The sequence below is a fragment of the Nonomuraea sp. NPDC059023 genome, assembly GCF_042740095.1.
Taxonomy (GTDB): domain Bacteria; phylum Actinomycetota; class Actinomycetes; order Streptosporangiales; family Streptosporangiaceae; genus Nonomuraea.
Window position 1 is genome coordinate 50871 of the sequence record NZ_JBHYIO010000013.1, and the last position, 22910, is coordinate 73780.

Genomic DNA, 22910 nt, shown 5'->3' on the forward strand with positions numbered 1-22910 from the left:
CGCCCGTCAGGTACGGCCGACGGTGTGCACCCTGCCCTGGAGCCCTAGCATACTCGCAGGTCAGAGCGTGTTCTCGTGCACGTGCACGATGCGCCACTCACCGCCCTCGCGGCGCAGCACCGAGGTGGTGCGCACGATCTGCGGGGCGCCGGTCTCGAAGGCGACGCGCAGCACGTAGCGGGCCAGCGCGCTCTCGCCCCACACGTCGACGACCTCGTCGTAGGCGGTGAGCGTGACCCGGCCCTCGTCGGGGCGGGCGTCACGGACCTTGTTGAGCTGTTCGCGGGTGGTGATCAGGCCGGGGTGGTCGGAGTCGAAGATCGTGGCCTCCGGGTGCAGGCGGCGGTCGATGCCGTCCCGGTCGCCTCGGGTGTAGGCCTCGTACATGCCGGTGATGACCGCCCAGACGGCGTCGCGTGCCACGATGCAGCTCCTTGGTTGAGTTTTGCGTGCTTTGTCACGTTAGAGCACGCGGAAACACCACGCAGACGCCTTTACATTGTAGATTTCTAAGACTGACGCGCGGCGGCGGCCTTGTCCAGCCGCTCGACCACGGACCAGGCGATGTCGCCGAACGCCGCCAGCTGCTGCGGAGTCAGCAGGTCGATGAAGTGCCGGCGCACCGAGTCGACGTGGCCGGGGGCGGCCTCCTCGATGGTCCGCAGGCCCTCCTCGGTCAGGACGATGACCGCCCCGCGCGCGTCGGAGGGATGCTCCTGCCGGGAGATCAGGCCGCGCTGCTGCATGCGGGTGAGCTGGTGCGACAGCCGGCTCTTCGACCACTTCAGGTGCGCGGCCAGCTTGGTCAGCCGGACGCTGGCCCCCGGCGCGCCCGACAGGTTGGACAGCACGTCGTAGTCGGCCTCCGACAGGCCGCACTCCTGCGCCAGGTCCCGCGCGACCTCCCGGTTGAGCAGCAGGAACATCCGCCGGTAGCCGAGCCACGCCCGTGCCTCCACCTCGTCGAGCCATCGCGCGTCCTGTGTCATGCCCGCCAGTGTAGTTGACACGTCACCATCTCCCTGCCTACGGTTGTTGTCATGTCAACCTTCGGCCTGAACATCTCCACCTCGGCCGCGCCCGGCGCCGACCCGGTCGCCCAGGCCCGCCGCGCCGAGGAACTCGGCTTCGACTACGTCTCCTGCGCCGACCACCCCTGCACCACGCACGACAGCTTCGAGACCTGGACCATGCTGTCCTGGATCGCCGCCGCCACCACGCGGATCAAGGTCGCCACCCGGGTGCTCGGCGTGCCGTACCGCAACGTCGCCATGGTCGCCAAGATGGCCGAGACCTTCGACCGCCTGTCCGGCGGCCGGCTCATCCTCGGCCTCGGCGGCGGCTACTCCGACGAGGAGTTCCGCGCGTACGGCATGCGGGTGCCCACGGCCCGCGAGAAGGTCGACGGGCTGGCCGAGGCCGTCCAGATCATCCGCGGCCTGTGGAGCGAGCGGGCCTTCACCTTCGAGGGCCGCTACCACCGCACCGAGGCCGCCGACCTCGAACCCAAGCCGGCGCGGCGCATCCCCATCTGGCTCGGCACCTTCGGCCCCCGCGCGCTGGCCGTCACCGGCCGCCTGGCCGACGGCTGGATCCCCAGCTACGGCTTCGCCGGCCCCGAGAAGGTCACCGCGATGCGCGCGCGCCTGCTGGCCGCCGCGCGCGAGGCGGGACGCGCCCCGGAGGAGATCACCTGCGCCTACAACCTCGCCATCCGCGTCCAGGACAAGCCCACCGCCGAGCCGGGTACGCTCACCGGCACACCGGCCCGCCTCATCGACGCCCTGCGGGGCTTCCAGCGCATCGGCTTCACCTCCTTCAACCTCATGCCCTCCGGCGACGACCGCGACGAGCAGGTCGAACGTCTGGCCAGCGAGGTCGTCCCCGCCCTGCGCGAACCCGCTCTTCTTGGCACGCCGTTGGCCCGGCGCTGAACCACCGCGTCCTAGCGTTGCCCCTATGAGCGATGTGAACGAGGCCGCCGGGCGGATGGAGAAGACCGCCAGGGCGGGCGCGGCGCCGGAGCACGCCGACCACGCCGACGCCACCCACGTGGCCGACGCCGAGAGCGCGCCCGAGCCGCCGCGGCCCGTCCACGACACCGGCGACGCGGAACGGGCCGTCCGCCGCGAGCTGCTGTGGGGCTCCGACCTGTCCACCTCCCGCCTGGACCGGGACCTGCCCGGCGAGGAGTGAGCTCACTCGCGGCGCAGTTCGTGCTCCAGTTGCTCCAGCTCCGCGCCGCCGGCCATGAGCGAGGTCAGCCGCTCGCGGGTGATGTCGGCCTTGGCGTACTCGCCGAGGCTGGTGCCGCGGTTGAGCAGCAGGAATCGATCGCCCACCGGGTAGGCGTGGTGGGGGTTGTGGGTGATGAACACCACGCCCAGCCCCCGGTCGCGGGCGCGCGCGATGTAGCGCAGCACCACCCCGGCCTGCTTGACGCCCAGCGCCGAGGTCGGCTCGTCGAGGATGAGCACGCGGGCGCCCAGGTGAACCGCCCGCGCGATCGCCACCGACTGCCGCTCGCCGCCCGACAGCGTGCCGACCGGCTGGTCGACGTCGCGGATGTCGATGCCCATCGCATGCAGTTCCTCGCGGGCCACCCGCCGGGCCTTGGCCACGTCGAAGCGGCCGAAGCTCTTGCGCGGCTCGGAGCCGAGGAAGAAATTCCGCCACACCGACATGAGCGGGATCATCGCCAGGTCCTGGTAGACGGTGGCGATGCCGTGGTCCAGCGCCGCGCGCGGGCTGGCGAAACTGACCGGCGCGCCGTCCAGCAGCAGTTCACCCGCGTCGTGCCGGTGCACCCCCGACAGGATCTTGATGAGCGTGGACTTGCCCGCGCCGTTGTCGCCGAGCACGCAGGTGACCTGCCCGGCGGCCACGCCCATGGACACCTCGCGCAGCGCCAGCACCGAGCCGAACGCCTTGCCGATCGCCCTGGTCTGCAGGATCACCGCTTCACCTCTTCCGCGTAACGCCGTACCAGGCGGTTGGCGAGGGTGGCCAGCAGCAGCATCGCGCCGAGGAAGAACTTGAACCAGTCGGCGTCCCAGCCCAGGAAGACGATGCCCTTGTCGGCCATGCCGAAGATGACGGCGCCGATCGCGGCCCCGATGGCCGAGCCGTACCCGCCGGTGAGCAGGCAGCCGCCGATGACGGCGGCGATGATGTAGATGAACTCCTGCCCGATGCCGATGTTGGCCTGCACGGACGTGTAACGCAGCGCCATGATCGAGCCGACCAGCCACGCGGCGAACGCCGTCGTCATGAACAGCGCGATCTTCGTGCGGGCGGCGGGCACGCCGACCGCGCGGGCGGCCTGCTCGTTGCCGCCCGCGGCGAAGATCCAGTTTCCGGCGCGGGTACGCATGAGCACCCACGTGGCCAGCGCCGTCGCCGCCAGCCACCACAGGATCGCCACGCGGAAGTGCACCTGCCCGATCTGGATCGTGCCCGCGAAGATCACCCGCGCCGACTCGAAGCCCGAGGCCGTGCGCAGCCCGCTGACCTGCACGGTGCCGGTGATCAGCTTGGTGACGCCCAGGTTGATGCCCTGCAGCATGAGGAAGGAGCCGAGCGTCACGATGAAGCTGGGCAGCTTGGTACGGGTCACCACGATCCCGTTGAGAAAACCGATCCCGAGCGCCACCGCCAGGCTGATCAGCATGGCGAGCCAGACGTTCACGCCGTACTCGGTGGCCAGCGTGACCAGGATGAGCCCGGTGGTGCCGGTCAGCACGCCCGCCGACAGGTCGAACTCGCCGCCGATCATCAGCAGCGCGATCGCGACCGCCATGATGCCGAGCGTGGCGGCCGGGTCGAGCCAGTTGGCGATGCCGGCGGGCGAGCGGAAGACCGGCGACTGCGCGGCGAAGAAGGCGAAGACGATGATCGCGCCGACGACCGCGCCGAGCTCGGGGCGGATCAGCGTCCGCCGCAGCCGTCCGACGTCGGCCAGCCGCTCGTCGGGCTTGACCGCGGTCATCGGGTGCCTTCGCCGGCCAGCTTCTCGACCTGCGCCGCGTTGTCCTTGGTGACGAAGCCGGGACCGGTGTTGACCGGCAGCCCGCCGCCCACGGTGTTGAGGTTGTCCTTGTAGAGCTTGAGGAAGGTGATCGGCAGCCAGCCCTGCAGGTACTGCTGCTGGTCCACGGCGAACAGCACCTCCCCGGCGTTGATCGCGGCGATCACGTCGGGCGACAGGTCGAAGGTGGCCAGCTTGGCCTGCGAGCCGGCGTCCTTGATCGCGTCGCGGGCGGCGACGGCCACGGCCGGGTTGAGCGCGAGCACGCCGGTGACGGAGGTGTCGGACTGCAGCTTGGCCGCCACCTTGGAGGTGACGTCGGCGAGGTTGCTGACGTCCACCTGCAGGCGTTCGACGGTGCCCCCGAGGCTCTGCTCGGCGCCCTTGCACCGCTGCTCCAGCCCGACGTTGCCGGCCTCGTGGATCACGCACAGCAGCTTCGACACCCCGGCCGCCTTCAGCTGCTCGCCCGCGCCGCGCCCGGCCACGTCCTCCGACTGGCCCACGTGGGTGAGCGCGCCGAACGCCTTGGAGGATTCGGCGCCGGAGTTGATGGTCACCACGGGAATCTTCGCGGCCACCGCCTTGCCGATCGACTCCTTCAGCGCGTCCGGGTTGGCCATGGAGACCACGATCCCGTCGACCTTCTGCGAGACCGCCTGGTCGATGAGCTGTGACTGCTTGCCCGCGTCGCCGTCGCCCTGGTAGGTGACGCTCGCGCCGTACTGCTTGCCCGCGGCCTCGGCGCCCTTCTTGACCACGTCCCAGAACTTGTCGCCGGCCGCGGCGTGGGTGATCACCGCGTACGTGCCCGCCGCGCCGCCGGTGGCCGCCGGCGCCTCCGCGGCCGGGGAGCTCGCGGCGCTCTGGCCCGCCCCGCCTCCGCCCGAGCATCCGGCCAGCGCCAGGGCGCCGAGCACGGCCACCACGATCCGGGTTCGCTTCATGGCTTCAACCTCCAAGACCAACGGCTTGCCCCGGTTCTAGTCCCGCCACGCTCCACTGTCAACCATTTGTCGTGACATTAAGACCTACAATATAGAACGGAATTCTCCGTTCCAATGCTACAGTGGGAAGATGACGAGCACACCGATGAGCGGACGCAAGAAGCAGGCCGCGCGCAACGACGAGGTGATCCTCCAGGCGGCCAAGGAGGTCTTCACCGCCAACCCCTCCGCTCCGATCGCCGCCGTGGCCGAGCGCGCCGGTGTGGGCATCAGCGCACTCTATCGGCGCTACCCCAGCAAGGACGCGCTGCTGCAGAAACTCTGCGCCGACGGCATGCGCGCCTACAACGCCGCCGGCGAGCGGGCCCTCGACCCCGGCATGGACCCGTGGGAGGCCTTCGCCCGCTTCATGGAGGAGGTGGTCGACGCCGACACGCACTCGCTGACGATCTCGCTGGCCGGCACCTTCCAGCCCACCCCCGAGCTGTTCGAGCTGTCGGCGCGCGGGGGCGAGCTGTCGCACGCCGTACCCGACCGCGCCCGCGAGGCCGGCGCGCTGCGCCCGGACGTGACCAACTCCGACGTGGCCCTGCTGTTCGAGCAGCTCGCCTCGGTCCGCCTGGGCGACGAGGCCCGCACCGCCGAGTTGCGCCGCCGCTACCTCGCCCTCGTGCTCGACGCCATCCGCCTGCCCTCCGCCGCCCGCCCGCTGCCGGGCGACCCGCCGACGCCGCCGGAACTGCGCGAGCGCTGGGTCCCCAAGAGCTGACACCCCCTCCCCGCCCGTACGGCGGGGCCCGCGCCCCGCCGCAGCCATGGCCGGACTAGCTCCCTTCGCGTTTGGCGTACTCCGCGGCGCCGCCCGCGAAGTCGTAGACGATGAACTGCTCGTCGCCGACCACCCAGGCGTCGTGTCCTGGCGGGCAGACGAACACGTCGCCGGGCCCGACCTCGGCCTCGGTGCCGTCGCCCATGCGCAGGCGCAGGCGGCCCTGGACGACGTAGCCGTTGTGGTGGACCTCGCACAGCTCCGTGCCGGCGATCGGCTTGACGGACTCCGACCACCTCCACCCGGGCTCCATGGTCGCGATGCCGAAGCTGAGCCCGCTGAGGTTGCACACCTCCAGGTGACCGCGCGGGAAGTCCCGGCGCTCGTCGGGCTTGTCGACGTTCTTGACCTCGATCATGTTTCCTCGCCCCCTCAGATCGTCAGCGGCACGGGGTGGATCTCGTCGGCCGGATGGCCCGCGCGCTGGTGGATCCGCTGAACGGCGGCGGCGTCCGGCGCGTCCGACAGGCAGTAGACGAGCCCCGAGTCGGGGTCGGCCCAGGCCTGCTCGAAGGTGACTCTCTCCTCCGATTGGATGGCCAGGTCGGCGTCATGGGCCTCGCGCAGCTGATCTGCCGTGATGCCCTGCATACCGTGGTGGACGTCCATGAACTTCATGGTTCCTCCTGACTACGGATCCATCCCAGCGTAGGTCGGACCCGTGGCACCGGTTCGTCATGGTTTGCCAAAGAAGCCTGGTGCGTGCGGAAGGATGGGCGGGTGATCAAAGGCATCCTTTTCGACCTCGACGGCACCCTGATGGACCATCGCGCCGCCGCCGACGCGGGGATCGCCGCCTGGATCGAGGACTGGATCGCCGCCCGTGCGCCCGGCCTGCCGCTGCCCGAGCGGGCCGCGACGGTGTGGGCGGAGCTGGAGGAGGTGCACCTGTCGGCCTGGCACGCCGGGGAGTGCGACCTGCCGGAGCAGCGGCGGCGCCGGATCCGCGGGATCTGCCAGGCGCTGGGGCTGGCCGTACCGGAGGATCTCGACGCGGCGTTCGCCGCGTTCACCCGGCACTATCGCGCGGGCTGGAGCCCCTACCCCGACGTGCACGAGGCTCTCGCGCGGCTCGGCGGCTACCGGCTCGGCGTGCTCACGAACGGCAGCAGCCCCGTCCAGATCGCCAAGATGCGCGCGATCGGGCTCGGCGAGCTCGGGCCGGTGCTGAGCGGCGACGTGCTCGGCGGGCACTTCAAGCCCGCCCCCGCCTCCTATCTGGCCGCCGCGGACCGCCTGGGACTGGAGCCCGGCGCGATCCTGCTCGTCGGCGACGACCTCGTCAACGACGTCACCGGCCCGGCGGCCGCCGGGATGCGCTCGCTGTGGCTGGATCGCCTGGGCGTGGAGACCGCTCCGGAGGGGTTCGCGAGGATCGCCACGCTGAGCGAGCTTCCCGGCTATTTGTCAGGACATTCTGACCTCGGATAATCTGATCAGCATGTCCGCACCCTTGGCGATCGATCTGGACCGATCCAGCCCCGTGCCCCTGTATTTCCAGGTGGCCGAGCAGATCGCCGAGGCCATCCGGCGCGGGGATCTGGCGCCCGGATCGCGGCTGGACAACGAGATCCTGCTCGCCGACCGGCTCGGCCTGTCGCGCCCGACGATCCGCCAGGCGATCCAGTACCTGGTCGACAAGGGCCTGCTGGTACGCAAGCGCGGCGTCGGCACCCAGGTCGTGCACGGCCAGGTCAAGCGCTCGGTCGAGCTCACCAGCCTCTACGACGACCTGCGCAGGGCCGGGCAGGAGCCCGCCACGCAGGTCCTGGCCCTGGAGCCGCGGCCGGTCGCCGAGGAGATCGCGCCCATCCTCGGCGTCGAGGCCGGCACGGAGATCCTCTACCTGGAGCGCCTGCGCTTCGCCTCCGGCGAGCCGCTGGCCGTCCTGCACAACTGGCTGCCGATCGGCCTGGCCAGGCTCACCGCCGCCGACCTGGAGGGCCGCGGCCTGTATGAGCTGCTGCGCGGCGCCGGGGTCCGCATGCGGGTGGCCAACCAGCGCATAGGAGCGCGGGCGGCCAACCCGGCCGAGGCCAAGCTCCTCGACGAGCGGCGGGGCGCGCCGCTGCTGACGATGGTCCGCACCACCTACGACGACCAGGGCCGCGCCGTCGAGCACGGCTCGCACGTCTACCGGGCCTCGCTCTACTCCCTTGAGGTCACGCTGATCGAGCGCTGACTGTTGATCATCGTAGATTCACAGCAAATTTGCAGGTACGGCCGAGCCGGCGCACTCCTATAGTCGTCATCACGGGGTTGAAGTCCTGCAATATGCTTTAATAATAAACTACTACGATGAGTAGGAGCGGCTGGTCTTGTCGCCTATTTCCGCGGGACGGCGCGGCCTCGCGAGAGCCGGATGGACGGCTTCCGCAAGCCTCCTGGTACTGCTCGCCGCGAGCTGCAGCACCACCCCACCCCCCACCGCCGCCCCGAGCACGGCCCCCGCCGTTCCGAGCACGAGCGCACCCGCCTCCCCGGCCTCCACCTGCGCCGCCGGCGACAAGCTGGTGCCGCCGTGCGGCGCGTACTGGGGCATGTACATCGCCCCGCCGGGCAACCGCACCCCCGTCGGCCAGGCCGTCGGCAACATGGAGTCGCAGCTGGGCCGCAAGCTCGACATCGTCTTCAGCTACCACGACATGTCCACCGGCCCCAATGGAACGTTCATGCGCGAGGACGAGGTCGCACTCGGCCGCGACCGCATCCTGCTGCTGAGCTGGGAAGCCAAGATCTGGGGCAGCCCGGAGCGCACCCTGCTGTGGCGCGACATCGCCTCCGGCACCATGGACGCCTCCGTCATCGACAAACAGGCCCAGCGCATCAAGAAGTACGGCAAGCCCGTCATGATCGGCTTCGACGGCGAGATGGACCGGCGCACCACCAGCGGCACCCCCAAGGAGTACGTGGCCGCCTACCGGCACATCCACGACCGCTTCCAGAAGCTCGGCGTCACCAACGTGATCTGGGTGTGGGCCGTGACCGGGTTCATGGAGTACAAGGACCAGTGGAAGGCCCTGTATCCGGGCGACGAGTACGTGGACTGGATCAGCTACGACCCGTACAACTTCGCGACCTGCCGCGGAGCTCCGTGGAAGAGCTTCGATGAGACCCTCAGGCCCACCTACGACTGGTTCCAGGCCAACGGATTCGACGACAAGCCGATCATCATCGGCGAGTACGGCACCGAGGTCGACCCGCGCAGGCCTGCGGCCAAGGCCGACTGGTTCCGCGGCATCCCCGCGGCGCTCAAGACGATGCCGAACATCAAGGCGCTCCTGCAATGGAACGCTGTATTGAACCCCGAGTCGCCCGACGGGTGCGACTTCCGGCTGGAGGGCCCGGGGGTGGTGGAGTCGTTCGCCGAGGTGGGCCGCGACCCCTACCTCAACCAGCGCACGCCCGGCTGAACCCGGGCGCCCCGGAACCGCGGGCCAGGCGGAAGCCGAGGTCGTCGATGCGCAGGGACGGGTGCGACTTGCGGCGGGCGGAGGCGCGGCAGCCCCGCGGGGTGTCCTGCCAGCCGCCGCCCCTGAACACGCGATACGGCCCGTAGGCCACCGGGTCGAACAGGTCCCAGCACCATTCCCACACGTTGCCGATCGTGTCGTGCAGGCCCCAGGCGTTCGGCCGCCTGGTGCCCACCTCGCGGGCGGCGCCGCCGGAGTTGCCCCGGTGCCAGGCGATGGCGTCGAGGTCGCCGTAGCGCTCACCGGTGGTGGCGGCGCGGCAGCCGTACTCCCACTCCGCCTCACTCGGCAGCCGGTACCCGTCGGCGCTCTCGTCACGGACCACGTCAAGGGCGTCGGGATCGTCCCCGATGACATAGCAGGGGTTGAGACCCTCTTCGGCCGAGAGCCGGTTGCAGAAGCGCAGCGCGTCCCGCCACGACACGTCGGTCACCGGCTCCTTCCCCGCCGCCCCGCCGACGACCGACCGGTACAGATCCCGCGTCACCGGATGCACCGCCAGCTCGAACGCGGGCAACCGCACCGTCCAGGCGACCCGCGTGGCCTCGTTCCGCAGCACGATCTCACCCGCCCCGATCCCCCGAAACACCACACCACCTCTTCCCTATCACTCCCTGATACAGACCATCATAAGGAATCCAGGGTCGTTGGGCCGACGGCGCGGGGTGACGCGATCAGGGAGCGGCCCCTGCCTCCATCACCGGGCATACTGCATGGTGATGATCGAATATGACGACCCGGCCTCGCTCCGCGGGCAGCTCCAGCGTGGCCGCGGAGCCGCCGTGCGGCGCGCGCCGGCCGAGCCCGGGGCCGCCGACGCGGTTTACGAGTGCGTGGTCACCGATACGCGCTGGGACCGGCAGGTCGACCAGCGCGACAGCTATCTCGCCGGTCTCATCGTCCGGCTCGGCCTGCCACTGGCGCCGATCGAACAGTACCTGTCCGGCTACGACGGGGCGGACGGCGATCCCCTGGCGCCAGACGTTCACGACGCCGCGAACACCAGACTGATGGAGTTGGCCGCTCTCGGCGTTCCAGGTGCCGCAGCGGAGTCCGAAGGACCTGGCCGGGCGCACGGCCAGGTCTGACACGGCCTCTTCACGAATAGGACCACGGCATGCTGTGGCGCACGACCATGTGATGTCGCGGAGGGCCATGCTGCTGAAGCCGGCGGAGGATCGGCAGGCGGCCGGGCGGTTCCAGGTCTACGCCGATCCTGCGGGGCACCCGTTCTGCCTCTGCCGGCACGAGTCGCGGGGTGGCGGCTGACGCGGCCGTCAGCCGGCTTCCAGAACGAAGAACAGGAAGCCCAGGAACCTCGGGGCGGCGAGTTCGGGGAACAGTTCGCGGGCTTCCGGCGCGGGTGGCGGTTCGCTGATGACGCTGATGCGGAAGCCGGCCGCAACGAAGGCGTCGGTCATCGCGTGCAGCGGCCGGTCCCAGAAGCTCATCTGGGCGGTCTGCCCGCCCATGGTCCACTCTTCGGTCCGGTTGCGGATCTCGAAATAGTTGGTCTTGTCCCCGGCCAGGCGACGCATGAGGGTGATCGCGAAAGGGTGCTCGACCGAGACCAGTAGCCGGCCGGCGGGCCTCAGCACGCGGCGCAGCTCGGCCAGCGTCGGTCCCCAGTCTTCCAGGTAGTGCAGCACCAGGGACGCGATGACGTCGTCGAACGCGTCGCCGGGGAAGGGCAGCGGGCGGGCCAGGTCGGCGACCCGCAGGTCCGCGTCGGCGCCCAGCCGCCGCCGGGCCAGTTCCAGCATCCCGGCGCTCACGTCGACGCCGGTCACGAGGGCGCCGCGATCGCGCAGCGCGGAGAACAGGGGGCCCGAGCCGCAGCCGGCGTCGAGGATCCGCCGGCCGGTCACGTCTCCGGCGAGCTCCAGCATGGCGGGCCGCTCGTAGTAGGCGTTGAGGAGGCTGGCCTCGTTCTCGGCCGCGTACGCCTCGGCGAAACGGTCATAGTCATTGAACGGGGACGGCTGTGCGGTTGGCATGCAGGCCATTTTGACCTACCGATCCAGGAGGTCGCCGACCCTCTCGACATGGCGAAGCTCGTTCGCCAACGGGCCGGCCGCGACCTGGTGCCTCGTCCAGGACGGCCGGCGCATCGGCCTCACCCACGAGGACGCCGCCCTCACGCGGTTGACCTCAAGTCCGCTTGAGATTCTAGGCTCGTCGGCGACGCATCCAGGCAGGACGACCTAAGGAACTTGACTGTGACGACCTTGGTGACGGGTGCCACCGGGAACACCGGCCGGCACGTTGTGGCAGAGCTGGTACGCCGGGGAGAGCACGTTCGGGCCCTGACCCGGGACCCGGCGGCGAACGCGGGAAGCTTTCCGGCCGGAGTGGAACTGGTGGGCGGGACGCACAACGCGCCAGAGAAGCTGGACGCCGCGCTCCACGGCGTCGGCCGGTTGCACATCACGGTGACGGCGGGGCTGGCGGAGGTCGGGCCCGAGCTGGTCCGGCGGGCGGTGGCCGCGGGCGTTGAGCGCATCACGGTGCTGTGGGGTGGCGCGGTGGGCCCGGTCGAGAAGGCGGTGGCGGACTCAGGTGTGGAATGGACGCGTCTGGAAGCACAGGAGTTCATGTCCAACACGTTGACCTGGGCGGCGTCGATCCGGGCCGAGGGAGTGGTCAGGGAACCGTACGACCTTCCCAGCGCTCTGGTGCACGAGGCCGACATCGCGGCCGTGGCGGCCGTCGCCCTGCTCGATGACGGCCACGCGGGGCAGGCGTACAACCTCACCGGACCCGAACCGCTGACCCCACGTGAGCGGATCGCGATCCTGTCGCGGGCCGTCCGCCGCGAGATCGCCTTCGAGCCGATCACGCACGAACAGGCGATCGTCAGGCTGACGGCCACCGGTGTGTCCCGGGCGGACGCCGAGTATGTCATCGGCTGGTACGCCGCGCACGATGAGGCCTCCACGACCGTGGACGACACGGTCACACGGGTGACCGGCCGCCCGGCACGGACGTTCGCGCAGTGGGCGGACGAGCACGCGGAGCGTTTCCGGGCGGGATGACGAACGGCCCGTACCGAAGCAAGGGCGGGCCCGGAGTGGCCCGCCCTCCTTCAGCGGGGTCTAGTGCTTATTGCCGACCAGGCCGAACAGGTCGAGCCCGAGCAGCAGGGGGTCGTGGTCCGAGGCGCGGTAGGGGCCGGGGCTGTACAGGTCGCCCGCCGTCCTGAACTCGGTGTTGTAGTCGTAGTAGACGTCCTCGTCGGCGTTGACGTGCCAGATGGTGGCGCCGGCGATGCGGCGCATCACCTGCTTGGTGGTCAGGACGTGGTCGAGTTCGCCGGAGGCGCCGCCGAAGACGTAGCTGTAGCGGCCGGCCAGCGGCACGAACTGCTTGCTGACGCTGCGCAGCCCGGCGGAGGCGAAGGTCTGGATCGGGTCCTCCTCGCTGTAGGCGTTGAGGTCGCCCACGACGAGCGGGTTGACGAGCTTCTGCTTCTTGATCATCTCGATGATGGCCTGTGCCTGCAGGACACGCTGGGCGTTCCAGCAGCCCTGGCCGTGGTCGGCGTTGTCACCGGTGGCGTCGCCGCAGCTCTTGGACTTGAAGTGGTTGGCGATCACGGTGAACGGGCGCAGCGACAGCAGGAGCTTGGTCGAGCGGAAGGTCTGGGCCAGGGGCGGGCGGGCGTTGAAGAAGCGGGGGTCGGAGATGGTCTTCGGCGAGCCGACCGGCTTCACGGCGGCGGGCTTGTAGATCATCGCGACCGCGATGGCGTCGGTGCCGGGGCCCGGGTGGGTGATGAGCTTGTACGTGCCCGCGCCGACCTCGGCGTTGAGCGCGTCGACCAGGGCCTCCAGGGCGGCGGGCAGGAAGCCCGTGCCGGCCAGATCGGGCCTGGGGTTCTCGACCTCCATGAGGCTGACGATGTCGGCGTTGAGCGCCTTCAGCGTGGCCACCTCCTTGGCCAGCTGGCGGTCGCGCTCGGTGAGGGTGTTCGCGCCGCGCGGGGTGAAACCGGGGCTGTAGGGCGGATTGGGGTATCCGGCGGCGTTGAGGGTGGTGAACCAGTTCAGGGTGTTGAAGGTGGCGATCTTCACGTCGCCGCCCACCTTGGCGGGAGCCGAGGTTCGGGCGTTGTCGCGGGTGAAGGTGAGCGGGCCCGTCGGGTGCACGAGGTACTTGACGTTCGTGCTCGTGGAGCCGTACGCGCCCTGGTTGAGCACGCCGGTCAGGCCGCTGACGCCGTCGCCGGAGCGGGCGAGCTGGTCGCCGGCCGGGTAGTGCGGCATGGGGTTGGGGTTCTGGCCGGAGGAGCCGTCGTCGATGACGACGGAGCGGCGCAGGTCGGCGGCGGGGTCGACGCCGGGGCGGTCGGTCGGGATGTACAGGCGTCCGCCGGTGGCGGCCAGCACCTGGCCGTAGCGGGCGTGCCAGTAGTTCTCGCTGACGGTCAGCTTGCCGGGCACCGTCACCAGTACGCCCTCCAGGCGCTCGAAGGTGTCGGAGGCGGCGATCGGCAGGGTGAGGGTGGCGGCGGCGATCGTGCCGGTGCCGCAGACGTCGAGCGCGGTGACGGTGGACAGCTGGGTGGCGCCGCCGAACTCGGTGGCGGTGCCGGAGACCTTGACCCGCGTGCCCGCGTTCAGCGCGGTGGAGGCGAAGGCGGGGGCGAAGACGAACAGGCCGTCGGAGGTGGCCGGGTTCGCGTCGGGCGTGTCGTCCTGGACGAAGAAGCCCGAGCGCGCGGTGGCGCTGGTGAAGGTACGGGTGACGACGCCCTCGACGCGGACCTGCTGCCCGGCCAGCGGGGTCTCGGAGCCCGCGCCCTGCACGTCGGCGACCTGGTGGGTGGCGGCGGTGTCGCACGGGTCGGCGGTGGGCGTCGGGGTCGGGGTGGGCTCGCCGCCGCCGGGGCCGGTCTGCCCGGCCAGGTTGGTGGGCGTGGGCGCGCCGGCGGCTAAGTCGGCGGCGTTGTTGTCGGTGTCCACGGGGGTGGCCGCGCGGCTGATGGAGTTGCTGTTGGACGGCGCGGGGGCCGGGGCTCCCTCGAAGGCGTTGGCGCTCGTGCCGTACCCGATGAAGTCGATCACGCCCGGGGCGGTGACCACGTCGGAGCCGGCCAGCGCGGTGGTGCTGGAGACCAGGGCGACCTTGCCCGCGGTGGCGCTCATCGGGATGGTCCCGGTGGCGTCGGCGGGCGGTAGCGGCTTGTCGGTGACGGTGGTTCCGGCGGCTTCCTGGACCAGCAGGCGGCTGCCGGGGGGCAGGCTGCCGCTCAGCGGGGTCACCTGCCAGGTCGTGCCCGCGGCCGAGGCGTACTGCACGCTCCAGCCGCTCAGGTTCACCGCGTCCGATCCCAGGTTGTACAGCTCGATGAAGTCGTTGCTCCACGTGGCGCCGGAGTTGCCACCGCCGCCGTAGACCTCGGCGATGACGACGTTGGCCGACACCGCTCCTGCCGGGGCGGCCCCGGTGATGGCTCCGGCCGCCAGCGCGGTGGCCACGAGTGCCGCCTTGGCACGTCTGGTCATGGGGATCTCCTCGTAGAAAGCGATTCTGAGCATTTCTACAGGTAGATCGTTGTTTGTGTCTTTGACACGATGTGCCGAGTATCGCGGGCTCCGGCTGGAGGTTGTCGGCACGCGTACCGCACGGGAGGAGTCGAATGCGGTACGCGCCTGGTCCGGCAGGCTACGTCACCGCCTCGGCGGCGGCCTCACCGGAGCGGATCGCGCCGTCGATGTAGCCGTACCAGCGGGTCGCGGTCTCGCTGCCCGCCCAGTGGACACGGTCCACCGGTTCGCGTACCGCCGGTCCGTACCGGGTCCAGGTGTGCGGGGGGAAGAGCGCCGCGTACCCGCCGCGGCTGAACGGGTCGGCGCTCCAGTCGTGCTGGACCCAGGCGACCGGCCGGCCCGCCGCGGCGCCGAACAGCCGGGTGAGCTGTTCCAGGACCGCCGCCTGGGACGCCGGTCGGTGCAGCACGGCGACCAGGACGCCGCGTCCTCCCGTTCGCGGGCTGCTGTCGGCGACGCCGTCGACGGGGCCGCGCATGCTGACGGCCTGCCCGCTGAGCCCGGCCGCGCGCCAGAACGGCTCGCCGTACACCAGCACGCACTTGATCGCACCGCCCATGGGCAGGCGCTGCGTGAGGCGGTCGCGGGCGGCGGGCAGCGGCGGGTCGTAGAGGATGCGCCCGGCCAGCGTCGGCGGGATCGCCACCACCACCTGATCGGCCCGCACGCTCCGGCCGGAACCGGTCGTGACCACGACGTGGGAGGCGGTGCGCGCGATCCGGTGGACCGGCGCGGCCAGGCGGACCCGGTCCCCGAGGCGGGCGGCCAGCCGCCGCGCCATCTCGCCCGCGCCGCCGTCGAGCCGGTCCTGCTGCGCGCCGCCCTCGGTGGCCATCACCGCGTTCAGCCCGCCGGCCGCCCTGGCGTAGAACAGCGCGTGCAGGAGCGACAGCTCGCCGGGCTCGCAGGCCCACATCAGCCGGCTCGCCGCCGTGAACAGCTCGCGTCCCCCCTTCGTCCAGAGGGTACGGCGCAGCCAGCCGCCCAGCGTCTGGCCGTCGAGCCGGGCGGCGCCTGACCCGCTCCAGGGGGAAGCCGGGTCGATCGTGCGGGCGAGCCGCTCGAACCTGGCGATCGCCTGCGCCAGATCGAGCATCTCGGGGACGCTCAGCCTGGGCAGGGTCCCCCGCCAGGGCCGTACGCGCCCGGCGGCCGTCTCCATCAGGTGGTCACCGGCGTTGTACGTGGCGAAGACCTCGATGCCCAGTTCCTCGGCGAGGGCGTAGGCACGATCCTGGCCGGGGCCGATGAACTGGCCGCCGAGATCGATGCGTTCGCCGCCGGCCTCGACGGTGCGCGTACGCCCGCCGACGTGGTCGCGCGCTTCCAGCACGAGGACGTCGGCGCCCCGCCCGAGCAGGGCGTTCGCGCAGGTCAGCCCGGCCATTCCGGCGCCGACGACGACAACGTCGGCGCGATCAGAGGTGTGGTGGTCGGTCATGGCACTCCTTGGGTGCGTCATGCCCTGCCGTGAGCGCGTCGCGGGAAGCGGACGCGTTCACGGCACGGCGAACACGTCAGCGCGCCCACCGACCACCATGGCACCGACCTACTGATCACACCTTACGGCTCCCGCGGGTCGCGGTCGGTCGCCGCGATCACTCGCGTGAGGACCCCGTGCAGGTGCTGGAGCTCGGCGAGGTCCATGCCGAGACGTTCGACGATGGCCGGGGGAATCTTCTCGGCCTCGGCCCTGAGCGCGCGCCCGGCGGGGGTGAGGGTCACCGCCAGGGCGCGTTCGTCCTTGGTGTTGCGTTCGCGGTGGATGTAGCCGAGCGCCTGAAGCCGCTTGAGCAGGGGCGACAGGGTGCCCGGGTCGAGGCGGAGCAGTTCGCCGAGTTCCTTGACCGACAGCGGCTCGTGCTGCCAGAGCGCCAGCATGACCAGGTACTGCGGATGGGTCAGCCCCATGGGCTGCAGCAGCGGGCGGTACAGGGCGATGACGCTGCGCGAGGCGATGCTCAGGGCGAAGCAGACCTGGCGGTCCAGGGCCAGGAGATCTGTTGTGTCTGTCACAGACTCCATGTGCGTACGCCTCCGGGTGACGGCCGCTAGATTAGTTGGTGTACAAATTAATAGCCTACCAATCAATGCCGCACAAAGGGACGTCCGCATGTTTCACCGCAAGCCGCTGGAGGAGCGCATCGCCGAGCGGCAGGCCAAGCTGCCTCCTCTCAAGGAGGGCAAGCACTTCGAGCACGGCCCGGCCAAGTTCGTGTTCGTCTCGCTGCTCGTCGCCGTGGTGCTCATGCACGTCGTCGGCCTGGCCATCGTCATGCACTTCGCCTGAGCCCACGCCTCCGGGCCGGAGGCGTGGGCGGCAGAGGCGGCAGGGGCGGCTACCTTCTCACGGTCAGCGTGAAGGTCGCCGTGCCGGTCCTGCCGTCGGCGGACCTCGCCCTGAGCACGATGGGATAGGTGCCGGGCGGGGTCGCCTGGGAGAAGCCGGTCAGGAGGGTGATCGAGCTCCGGCCCCCCTGCGGGATGGTCGCAGGCGTCATCAGCGCGTGGACCCCCGCGGGCAGCCCGGACAGTGACAGGGTCAGGTTCCCCGCGCCTCCGGTCGCGGTGGCGGAGGTCGTGGCCATCATGCCGGAGCGGACCGAGGCCGCGGGCGGGTTCAGCGTCACCTTCACCTCACCCGTCGGCGGGCCGCCTTCGACGGTGAGCGTGAGCGTGGCGCCGGCGGTCCTGCCCGCGGCGTTGGTGGCGGTGACCGTGACCGGCGAGGTCCCGGCGGGGGTCGAGGCCGAGGTCTCGACGGTCAGCCTGGCCGTGTCGCCGGTCATGATCGAGGTGGGCTGGAAGACGGCCCTGGCCCCGGCCGGAAGCCCGGCGGCGGACAGGGTGACGGACTCGGGGGCGCCGGAGGCGGTCGAGACGACGGTGGTCGAGACGGACTGGCCGGGGGCCGTCCGGACATCCGCCGGAGACAGCGACAGGCCGAACTCGCCCGGCTGCTGGCCGCCGATCTGCTCCTTGACCCAGTCGCCCATGTCGTTGGTGAGGCGGCCGTAGACGCTGTACCACTTGAAGTCGGCGCGGCTCCACGACGCCACGCCGACGATCTTGCCGTCGATGATCAGGGGGCCGCCGCTGTCACCGGGCAGGATGGTCACCCGGCCGTCGCCGTACCCGGCGCAGATCATGGTGGCCGCCTTGAACCCGGCGCCGACGCCCTGGCAGAGCCGTTCGCCGTCCACGACGGGCAGCGTGGCCTTGTCGAGGGTGACGTCGCGGGCGGTGTCGTTGAAGTCCTTCTTGCCGTAGCCGTAACCGACCCCGTCGCGCCCGGGTACGGCCAGCCCCTCGTCGGCGGAGGTGGCGACCTTGGCGTAGCCGCCGCCGGGTACCGGGATGTCGTCGGCGACGGTCACGACGGCCACGTCGTAGCCCTGGTCGAAGGTGACGTACCGGGGATGCTTCTTGTACTCGATCACCCGGGTGCGGAAGCCGCCCCCGGCGTTGAGGTCGTCCAGGCCGTACAGGAAGCTCTTCTCGCCCACGGCGTCGGCGCAGTGGGCGGCGATGAGGATCTTGCGGGGGGCGACCGCCGAGCCCGTGCACGACTGGCCCTGCGGGCGTGAGCCGCCCTCGCGCAGCCCGGCGATGATGGCGGGGTACTCCTGGACGGTGGTGTCCTGGCCGTTGTAGAAGCCCACCGGCCCGCCGGGGCCGGGTGTGGGAACGGTGTCGGACTCGTAGTTGGCGGCCGGTGGGGTGGCGGGGCCGGCGTGGGCGGCGGGCGGGCCGAGGGGGATCAGCGCCGCCGCGACGGCCAGCGGCAGCAGAGCCCGCGGGCGGGGAAATGTCACGTGTGGTCCTTTCCGCACTCCTGGGGGAGGAGATGGGGATAACTGCCGACCACGCTCAGCCCGCGCCCGCACCGCTGACCATCAGGGACAGGGTGGGTAGGGGTACCGGTCTTTGCCCGCGGCTACCTACTGCAGCAACTCGGTCCTGGAGTGTTTGCCCAGCTTCTGCAGGATGCGCGCGACATGCGTCTCCACCGTGCGCGGCGACAGGAACAGCATCCCGGCGATCTCCCGGTTGGTACGGCCGGTGGCCAGCAGCCGTGCGACGTCCTGCTCGCGGGGCGAGAGCGTGTCGCCGTAGCCCCGCCGCCCGCGGCGCACGACGACGCCGTGGGCGCGCAGGTGGTGGCGGCACCGCTCGGCGTCGTAGGTGGCGCCGAGTGCGGCGAAGGCGTCGCCGAGCTCGGCGAGTTTCTCCACGGCGCCGCCGCACAGGATGAGCCGTTCCGCGGCCAGGGCGGCGTAGTAGGGCGCGGGCAGCTCTTCGTAACGCCGCCTGGCCTGCTCGAAGTGCGCCCGCGCCGCGGCCGGGTCGCCGCCGGCCTGGGCGAGCTGCCCGCCGGCCATCCGTACCGCCGCGGCGGCCAGGGGCGCGTGCCGTCCGGCGAGCCCGCGTTCGAGCTCCGCGAGGAGGGTGCTCGCCTCCTCCGCCCGCCCGCTCTCCACCAGGACGTCGACCGCCACCGGGACCAGCTCGCCCGTCCAGGCCCACACGCCCTTGGTCCGCGCGACGCGCAGCCCGCGGTCGACGTCGGTGCCGGCCAGCTCCCGCTCGCCCCTGGCCAGGCGCGCCTTGGCGCGCGCGGCGAACGCGCTGAGCACGACGGGGATGATGGACTCCTGGGGTACCGCGATGCCGGTGCCGGCCAGCCAGCCCTCCGCCTGCTCCCACTCGCCCCGGGCGCTCGCCAGCCACCCGAGCACCAGCGAGAGCTCGCTGGCGACCGGCAGCAGGTCGCGGTACTCCTCCAGCAGCCGCAGCGTGCGCTCGTCCAAGCCCTCCCAGCGGCCGAGCATCCAGTCCAGCCGGGCCTGCGTGGCCTGCCCGGTGCTGGTCACGAACGTGGCGCCGACCTGCGCGGCCAGGTGCAGCCCGTCGCGCAGCAGGTGCCCGGCCCGCTCGTAGCGGCCGGTGCAGACGCAGGAGTCGGCGAGGTTGCAGCGCAGGCGGGCCAGGTGCCGCTGGGCGCCGAGCCCGGAGGCCCGCTCCGGCACCCGCGGCGTGCCCGGGTCGCCGACGGTCACCAGGGACGGCAGGTAGTTGGCCAGGAGCGACATGCGCAGCTCGCCCTCGGGGACGCTCTTCAGCGCCACCTTCAGCCGCCGCGTCCAGGGGTGGAGCCGGGCCAGCGGCGTGGTGCCGAGGTAGGGCAGGGCGAGCGAGGCGATCCCTCTGGCGACCAGGTCGGGCCGGTCCTCCAGCTCGTCCACCGCCTTGGCGATCGCCGCGCGGCCCTCGTCCAGCCCTTCGGCCTGGCGGATCAGCATCCAGCCGAGGAACAGCCGCACCTCCCCCCTGGCCGCGGCCGACAGGCGCGGGTCGTCCAGGAGCCGTTGGAGCGTGGTGGACGGGTCGCGCTGGTCCAGGCCGGTGTGGGCGATCTCGCCGAGCTTGATGGCCAGCCGGTCGACGTCTCCGGCGGGCAGTCCCGGGTCGTTGAGCAGGCGCTGGAGCAGGTGGGTGGCGGTGGCGATGTCCCCGACCCGGACGGCGGCGTCGGCCGCGGCCTCGCCGTAGCGCTGGGCGTCCTCGGCCAGGCCCGCGTGGCGGCTGTGGTCGGCCAGGCGGACCAGCGGCGGCGGGTCGAGGCGGCGCAGGACGTCGATCACCCGCAGGTGCAGGCGGCGGCGCTCGTATCCGGCCATGGTCGCGTAGACGGCCTGGCGGGCCAGGGCGTGGCGGTAGCCGTACACGCACTCGTCGATCTCGTGCAGGACGCCGCGGTCGAGTGCGGCGCCGAGCGCGGTCCGGCAGCGCTGGTCGTCGAGGCCGGACACCTCGCGCAGGTGCTCCAGCGTCGCGGGTGTGCCCAGGACCGCCACCGCCTGCGCCAGCGCGATGGCGTCGCCGGACAGGCTCGCCAGCCGTTCGGCCATGGCCTCGCGCAGCAGGACGGGGACCTCGGCGTTGTCCAGCAGGCGGCGGGCGGCCGCGCCGTCCAGGGGGACGCCGCCCGCCGAGGAGCGCACCGCGCGCAGGGTCTCCTCGATGACGAACGGCAGGCCGGCCGTGCGCTCGTACAGGCGCGTGGCGAAGTCCAGGGGGACGGAGCCGCCGAGGATGCAGGAGGCCAGCGTGCGGACGTGGCCCAGGGTGAGGGGGCGCAGCCGTACCACGATGCTGCCGGCGCGCGGCGGCGGGCGGTAGGCGCGGCCCAGCGGCACGCCGCCCGCGACCTCCTCGCGCCGGTAGCTCAGCACGACGGCCAGGTTGGCCGGCGGGTTCGACAGCAGGAACGACAGCAGGTTGCGGGTGCCTTCGTCGCTCCAGTGCAGGTCCTCGATCAGCAGCAGCGCCGGTCCCGCGGCGCCGAGCACCTCGCGGACCGCGCGGAACAGCCGGTGGCGCTCGGCCTGGGGGTCGCCGGTGGGGGCCGGGGACTGCGGCAGGTGCTCCGACAACTCGGGCAGCAGGTCGCGCAGCATGCCGGTGACGGGGCTGAGACGGGCGCGCTGGAAGGGGTGGGTGAAGCCGCGCAGGCCGTCCACGGCCTCCAGCACGGGACCGAACGGGAACGGCTCGCGCAGCGGCTGGCAGTAGCCTGTCAGGATCCGTAAGCTCGCCAGGTCCGGCTGGGCGATCAGCTCCCCCGCCAGGCGGCTCTTGCCGACCCCCGCCTCGCCCTCGATCATCGCCACCGCGGGCCGGGCCGACAGGACAGCGAGCAGGTCGCCCAGCTCCTGCTCCCGTCCGACGAGCACGGGCGACCTCGTCCGTATCCGCGTCACCGCCGACTGTCCCAAGGCTGCGGTCATGTCGTGTCCCGTTCACGTGCTCGGTTGGACAACGCCGGATAACAGGCCGTGAAATGCCGAGTTTAGGGGTTGGTGCCCGCCTGGGGAATGGTGCGTCGCGTACCCCTACCGACCCTTCTACGCATTCAGGCCCGGACGCCGAAGAGCTCCTCCTCCACGTGGTCGAGTGCCAGCCGTACGGCGCCCAGGGCGACGGACTCGGTGCCCAGCGTCGAGGCCTCCACCCGCACCGGGAACAGGCAGATCTCGGACAGTGCCGCACGCAGAGGCGCCGCCAGCAACTCGCCCGCGCCCGACATGCCCCCGCCCACCACCACCAGTTCGGGATCGACGGTGAGCACCGCGGCGCCGATCCCCTTGGCCAGGTCCTGGGCGAAGGCGCGGACGATCGTCGCGGCCTCCTCGTCACCCTGGCGGACGGCCTCGAAGACCCGTTCGGCGGCGCTCCTGGCGGAGCCTTCGCGGTCGGGGTCGTGGCCGGCGTAGGCCAGGAAACGGTCGAGCGCGGTGTACCAGCCGAAGGCGCGCATCACCCCGATCTCGCCGGCCGCGCCGTTGCGGCCCTGGTGCAGTTTGCCGCCGATGAGCAGGCCGGCGGCGATGCTCCTGCCGACCAGGATGCACAGCACGTCGTCGGTCCCCGCCGCCGCTCCGCGCCAGCGTTCGGCGACGGCCGCCAGGTTGGTGTCGTTGCCCACCAGGACGGGGCCGCCGGCCAGACCGTCCAGGGCGGAGCGCAGGTCCATGCCCGTCCACGCGGGCAGCCGGTCGCTGAGCACGACCTTGCCCACCGCGGGATCGACGACACCGGTCGTACCGACGCCGAGCGCGCGCACGGACGAGACGCCCGCCGACCGCAGGGATCTGCGCACCACCGCCTTGGCCGCGGCGATCCTGGCGGCGGGGTCGGTGGCGGGGGTGACGGCCGATCGGCGGGTGTCGACGATCGTGCCCTTGAGGTCGGCGGTGACGGCCAGCACCTTGTGCGGGCCGATGTCGAGGCCGACCACATGCCCCGCCTCGGCCCTGAAGCGGTAACGCTTGGCGGGACGGCCGACGGCGCGCGGGCCGCCCGGCGGGGGAACCACCTCCTCCACCAGGCCGGGCAGGCCCGCGAGCACGTCTTCCACCGTCGCCCTGGACACCGACGTCATCTTGACGATCTGGGTCAGCGTGAGCTCCTCGGCGCCATGGAGAGCGCGCAACACAGCTGCCGCGTTGAGGCGGCGCAGCAGGGCTGGGTCCTGTCCGGTCAAGGTCACGATTTGATGGTAGGGCATTGTGAATTATT

General features: G+C 71.6%; 24 protein-coding genes. 9 read left to right on the top strand and 15 right to left on the bottom strand.

Annotated features, from left to right (window positions below; genetic code table 11):
- Positions 1–60: 60 nt before the first annotated feature.
- Both ACFWYW_RS22730 and ACFWYW_RS22735 read right to left on the bottom strand, forming a co-directional pair.
- Positions 61–423 carry a nuclear transport factor 2 family protein gene (locus tag ACFWYW_RS22730; protein WP_379624176.1) on the bottom strand — a complete coding sequence of 121 codons (363 nt, stop codon included), beginning with the start codon at positions 421–423 and terminating at the stop codon, positions 61–63.
- A gap of 86 nt (positions 424–509) precedes the next feature.
- Complete coding sequence (locus tag ACFWYW_RS22735; protein ID WP_379624175.1) at positions 510–989, bottom strand: MarR family winged helix-turn-helix transcriptional regulator; 480 nt, start codon at positions 987–989, stop codon at positions 510–512.
- Between the two features lie 51 nt (positions 990–1040).
- Here ACFWYW_RS22735 and ACFWYW_RS22740 point away from each other — a divergent pair, with 51 nt between their 5' ends.
- Together ACFWYW_RS22740 and ACFWYW_RS22745 are read left to right on the top strand one after the other, a co-directional pair.
- On the top strand, positions 1041–1934 hold the full coding sequence (locus ACFWYW_RS22740; RefSeq protein WP_379624174.1) for an LLM class flavin-dependent oxidoreductase: 894 nt from the start codon (positions 1041–1043) through the stop codon (positions 1932–1934).
- Between the two features lie 25 nt (positions 1935–1959).
- Positions 1960–2196, top strand: coding sequence for a hypothetical protein (locus tag ACFWYW_RS22745; RefSeq protein ID WP_379624172.1), 237 nt, complete (start codon positions 1960–1962; stop codon positions 2194–2196).
- 2 nt (positions 2197–2198) lie between these two features.
- Here ACFWYW_RS22745 and ACFWYW_RS22750 read toward each other — a convergent pair whose 3' ends face one another.
- The 3 genes from ACFWYW_RS22750 to ACFWYW_RS22760 are packed head-to-tail and all read right to left on the bottom strand — an operon-like array spanning position 2199 to position 4974.
- Positions 2199–2957, bottom strand: a complete 759-nt coding sequence (locus ACFWYW_RS22750) for an ATP-binding cassette domain-containing protein (RefSeq protein WP_379624170.1) — start codon at positions 2955–2957, stop codon at positions 2199–2201.
- Entirely contained in the window at positions 2954–3988 is a 1035-nt protein-coding gene (locus ACFWYW_RS22755; RefSeq protein WP_379624168.1) for an ABC transporter permease, read from the bottom strand. The genes ACFWYW_RS22750 and ACFWYW_RS22755 overlap by 4 nt, the downstream gene beginning before the upstream one ends.
- On the bottom strand, positions 3985–4974 hold the full coding sequence (locus ACFWYW_RS22760; RefSeq protein WP_379624166.1) for a sugar ABC transporter substrate-binding protein: 990 nt from the start codon (positions 4972–4974) through the stop codon (positions 3985–3987). Before ACFWYW_RS22760 ends, ACFWYW_RS22755 begins: the two co-directional genes overlap by 4 nt.
- 130 nt (positions 4975–5104) lie before the next feature.
- Here ACFWYW_RS22760 and ACFWYW_RS22765 point away from each other — a divergent pair, with 130 nt between their 5' ends.
- Positions 5105–5743: a TetR/AcrR family transcriptional regulator gene (locus tag ACFWYW_RS22765; RefSeq protein ID WP_379624164.1), complete on the top strand. Its 639-nt coding sequence runs from the start codon at positions 5105–5107 to the stop codon at positions 5741–5743.
- Positions 5744–5798: 55 nt separating this feature from the next.
- Here the strand turns inward: ACFWYW_RS22765 and ACFWYW_RS22770 are convergent, their stop codons facing one another.
- Positions 5799–6161 (bottom strand): cupin domain-containing protein, encoded by a 363-nt coding sequence (locus ACFWYW_RS22770; protein WP_379624162.1) that lies wholly within the window; start codon positions 6159–6161, stop codon positions 5799–5801.
- Positions 6162–6175: 14 nt separating this feature from the next.
- A complete protein-coding gene (locus ACFWYW_RS22775; RefSeq protein ID WP_379624160.1) occupies positions 6176–6421 on the bottom strand; it encodes an SCO4226 family nickel-binding protein in 246 nt (81 codons plus the stop codon).
- A gap of 102 nt (positions 6422–6523) precedes the next feature.
- Here ACFWYW_RS22775 and ACFWYW_RS22780 point away from each other — a divergent pair, with 102 nt between their 5' ends.
- The 3 genes from ACFWYW_RS22780 (at position 6524) to ACFWYW_RS22790 (ending at position 9216) form a co-directional block, all read left to right on the top strand.
- On the top strand, positions 6524–7234 hold the full coding sequence (locus tag ACFWYW_RS22780; RefSeq protein WP_379624158.1) for an HAD family hydrolase: 711 nt from the start codon (positions 6524–6526) through the stop codon (positions 7232–7234).
- Between the two features lie 10 nt (positions 7235–7244).
- Entirely contained in the window at positions 7245–7985 is a 741-nt protein-coding gene (locus tag ACFWYW_RS22785; RefSeq protein WP_379624156.1) for a GntR family transcriptional regulator, read from the top strand.
- Positions 7986–8121: 136 nt separating this feature from the next.
- A complete protein-coding gene (locus tag ACFWYW_RS22790) occupies positions 8122–9216 on the top strand; it encodes a glycoside hydrolase family 26 protein (RefSeq protein WP_379624154.1) in 1095 nt (364 codons plus the stop codon).
- On the opposite strand, the gene ACFWYW_RS22795 is transcribed toward ACFWYW_RS22790, so the two are convergent.
- Entirely contained in the window at positions 9194–9865 is a 672-nt protein-coding gene (locus ACFWYW_RS22795; protein ID WP_379624152.1) for a formylglycine-generating enzyme family protein, read from the bottom strand. The genes ACFWYW_RS22790 and ACFWYW_RS22795 overlap by 23 nt on opposite strands.
- Before the next feature lie 130 nt (positions 9866–9995).
- Here ACFWYW_RS22795 and ACFWYW_RS22800 point away from each other — a divergent pair, with 130 nt between their 5' ends.
- Positions 9996–10364, top strand: coding sequence for a hypothetical protein (locus ACFWYW_RS22800; RefSeq protein ID WP_379624150.1), 369 nt, complete (start codon positions 9996–9998; stop codon positions 10362–10364).
- Between the two features lie 189 nt (positions 10365–10553).
- Here ACFWYW_RS22800 and ACFWYW_RS22805 read toward each other — a convergent pair whose 3' ends face one another.
- Positions 10554–11273 (bottom strand): class I SAM-dependent methyltransferase, encoded by a 720-nt coding sequence (locus ACFWYW_RS22805; RefSeq protein ID WP_379624148.1) that lies wholly within the window; start codon positions 11271–11273, stop codon positions 10554–10556.
- 222 nt (positions 11274–11495) lie between these two features.
- Between ACFWYW_RS22805 and ACFWYW_RS22810 the strand changes: the two genes are divergently transcribed.
- Positions 11496–12311: an NmrA family NAD(P)-binding protein gene (locus ACFWYW_RS22810; RefSeq protein ID WP_379624146.1), complete on the top strand. Its 816-nt coding sequence runs from the start codon at positions 11496–11498 to the stop codon at positions 12309–12311.
- A gap of 60 nt (positions 12312–12371) precedes the next feature.
- Here the strand turns inward: ACFWYW_RS22810 and ACFWYW_RS22815 are convergent, their stop codons facing one another.
- The 3 genes from ACFWYW_RS22815 to ACFWYW_RS22825 all read right to left on the bottom strand — a co-directional run bounded on the left by ACFWYW_RS22815 (position 12372) and on the right by ACFWYW_RS22825 (position 16853).
- Positions 12372–14783, bottom strand: a complete 2412-nt coding sequence (locus ACFWYW_RS22815) for an ExeM/NucH family extracellular endonuclease (RefSeq protein WP_379624144.1) — start codon at positions 14781–14783, stop codon at positions 12372–12374.
- A 160-nt stretch (positions 14784–14943) separates the two neighbouring features.
- A complete protein-coding gene (locus tag ACFWYW_RS22820; protein ID WP_379624142.1) occupies positions 14944–16269 on the bottom strand; it encodes a flavin monoamine oxidase family protein in 1326 nt (441 codons plus the stop codon).
- 122 nt (positions 16270–16391) lie between these two features.
- The gene (locus tag ACFWYW_RS22825) at positions 16392–16853 is read right to left on the bottom strand and encodes a MarR family winged helix-turn-helix transcriptional regulator (RefSeq protein ID WP_379624140.1); all 462 of its coding nucleotides are present in this window, start codon (positions 16851–16853) and stop codon (positions 16392–16394) included.
- An 88-nt stretch (positions 16854–16941) separates the two neighbouring features.
- Here ACFWYW_RS22825 and ACFWYW_RS22830 point away from each other — a divergent pair, with 88 nt between their 5' ends.
- Entirely contained in the window at positions 16942–17118 is a 177-nt protein-coding gene (locus ACFWYW_RS22830) for a hypothetical protein (protein ID WP_379624138.1), read from the top strand.
- Positions 17119–17167: 49 nt separating this feature from the next.
- Here ACFWYW_RS22830 and ACFWYW_RS22835 read toward each other — a convergent pair whose 3' ends face one another.
- The 3 genes from ACFWYW_RS22835 to ACFWYW_RS22845 all read right to left on the bottom strand — a co-directional run bounded on the left by ACFWYW_RS22835 (position 17168) and on the right by ACFWYW_RS22845 (position 22881).
- On the bottom strand, positions 17168–18643 hold the full coding sequence (locus ACFWYW_RS22835; protein ID WP_379624136.1) for a trypsin-like serine protease: 1476 nt from the start codon (positions 18641–18643) through the stop codon (positions 17168–17170).
- A gap of 126 nt (positions 18644–18769) precedes the next feature.
- Complete coding sequence (locus tag ACFWYW_RS22840; RefSeq protein ID WP_379624134.1) at positions 18770–21565, bottom strand: AAA family ATPase; 2796 nt, start codon at positions 21563–21565, stop codon at positions 18770–18772.
- Positions 21566–21744: 179 nt separating this feature from the next.
- On the bottom strand, positions 21745–22881 hold the full coding sequence (locus ACFWYW_RS22845; RefSeq protein ID WP_379624132.1) for an ROK family protein: 1137 nt from the start codon (positions 22879–22881) through the stop codon (positions 21745–21747).
- Positions 22882–22910: the final 29 nt, after the last annotated feature.

Coding starts and splice junctions, on each gene's coding strand:
- ACFWYW_RS22830 (WP_379624138.1), top strand. CDS start 16,942: ATGTTTCACCGCAAGCCGCTGGAGGAGCGCATCGCCGAGCGGCAGGCC.
- ACFWYW_RS22760 (WP_379624166.1), bottom strand. CDS start 4,974: ATGAAGCGAACCCGGATCGTGGTGGCCGTGCTCGGCGCCCTGGCGCTG.
- ACFWYW_RS22740 (WP_379624174.1), top strand. CDS start 1,041: ATGTCAACCTTCGGCCTGAACATCTCCACCTCGGCCGCGCCCGGCGCC.
- ACFWYW_RS22755 (WP_379624168.1), bottom strand. CDS start 3,988: ATGACCGCGGTCAAGCCCGACGAGCGGCTGGCCGACGTCGGACGGCTG.
- ACFWYW_RS22770 (WP_379624162.1), bottom strand. CDS start 6,161: ATGATCGAGGTCAAGAACGTCGACAAGCCCGACGAGCGCCGGGACTTC.
- ACFWYW_RS22735 (WP_379624175.1), bottom strand. CDS start 989: ATGACACAGGACGCGCGATGGCTCGACGAGGTGGAGGCACGGGCGTGG.
- ACFWYW_RS22805 (WP_379624148.1), bottom strand. CDS start 11,273: ATGCCAACCGCACAGCCGTCCCCGTTCAATGACTATGACCGTTTCGCC.
- ACFWYW_RS22765 (WP_379624164.1), top strand. CDS start 5,105: ATGACGAGCACACCGATGAGCGGACGCAAGAAGCAGGCCGCGCGCAAC.
- ACFWYW_RS22785 (WP_379624156.1), top strand. CDS start 7,245: ATGTCCGCACCCTTGGCGATCGATCTGGACCGATCCAGCCCCGTGCCC.
- ACFWYW_RS22775 (WP_379624160.1), bottom strand. CDS start 6,421: ATGAAGTTCATGGACGTCCACCACGGTATGCAGGGCATCACGGCAGAT.
- ACFWYW_RS22800 (WP_379624150.1), top strand. CDS start 9,996: ATGATCGAATATGACGACCCGGCCTCGCTCCGCGGGCAGCTCCAGCGT.
- ACFWYW_RS22745 (WP_379624172.1), top strand. CDS start 1,960: ATGAGCGATGTGAACGAGGCCGCCGGGCGGATGGAGAAGACCGCCAGG.
- ACFWYW_RS22815 (WP_379624144.1), bottom strand. CDS start 14,783: ATGACCAGACGTGCCAAGGCGGCACTCGTGGCCACCGCGCTGGCGGCC.
- ACFWYW_RS22820 (WP_379624142.1), bottom strand. CDS start 16,269: ATGACCGACCACCACACCTCTGATCGCGCCGACGTTGTCGTCGTCGGC.
- ACFWYW_RS22825 (WP_379624140.1), bottom strand. CDS start 16,853: ATGGAGTCTGTGACAGACACAACAGATCTCCTGGCCCTGGACCGCCAG.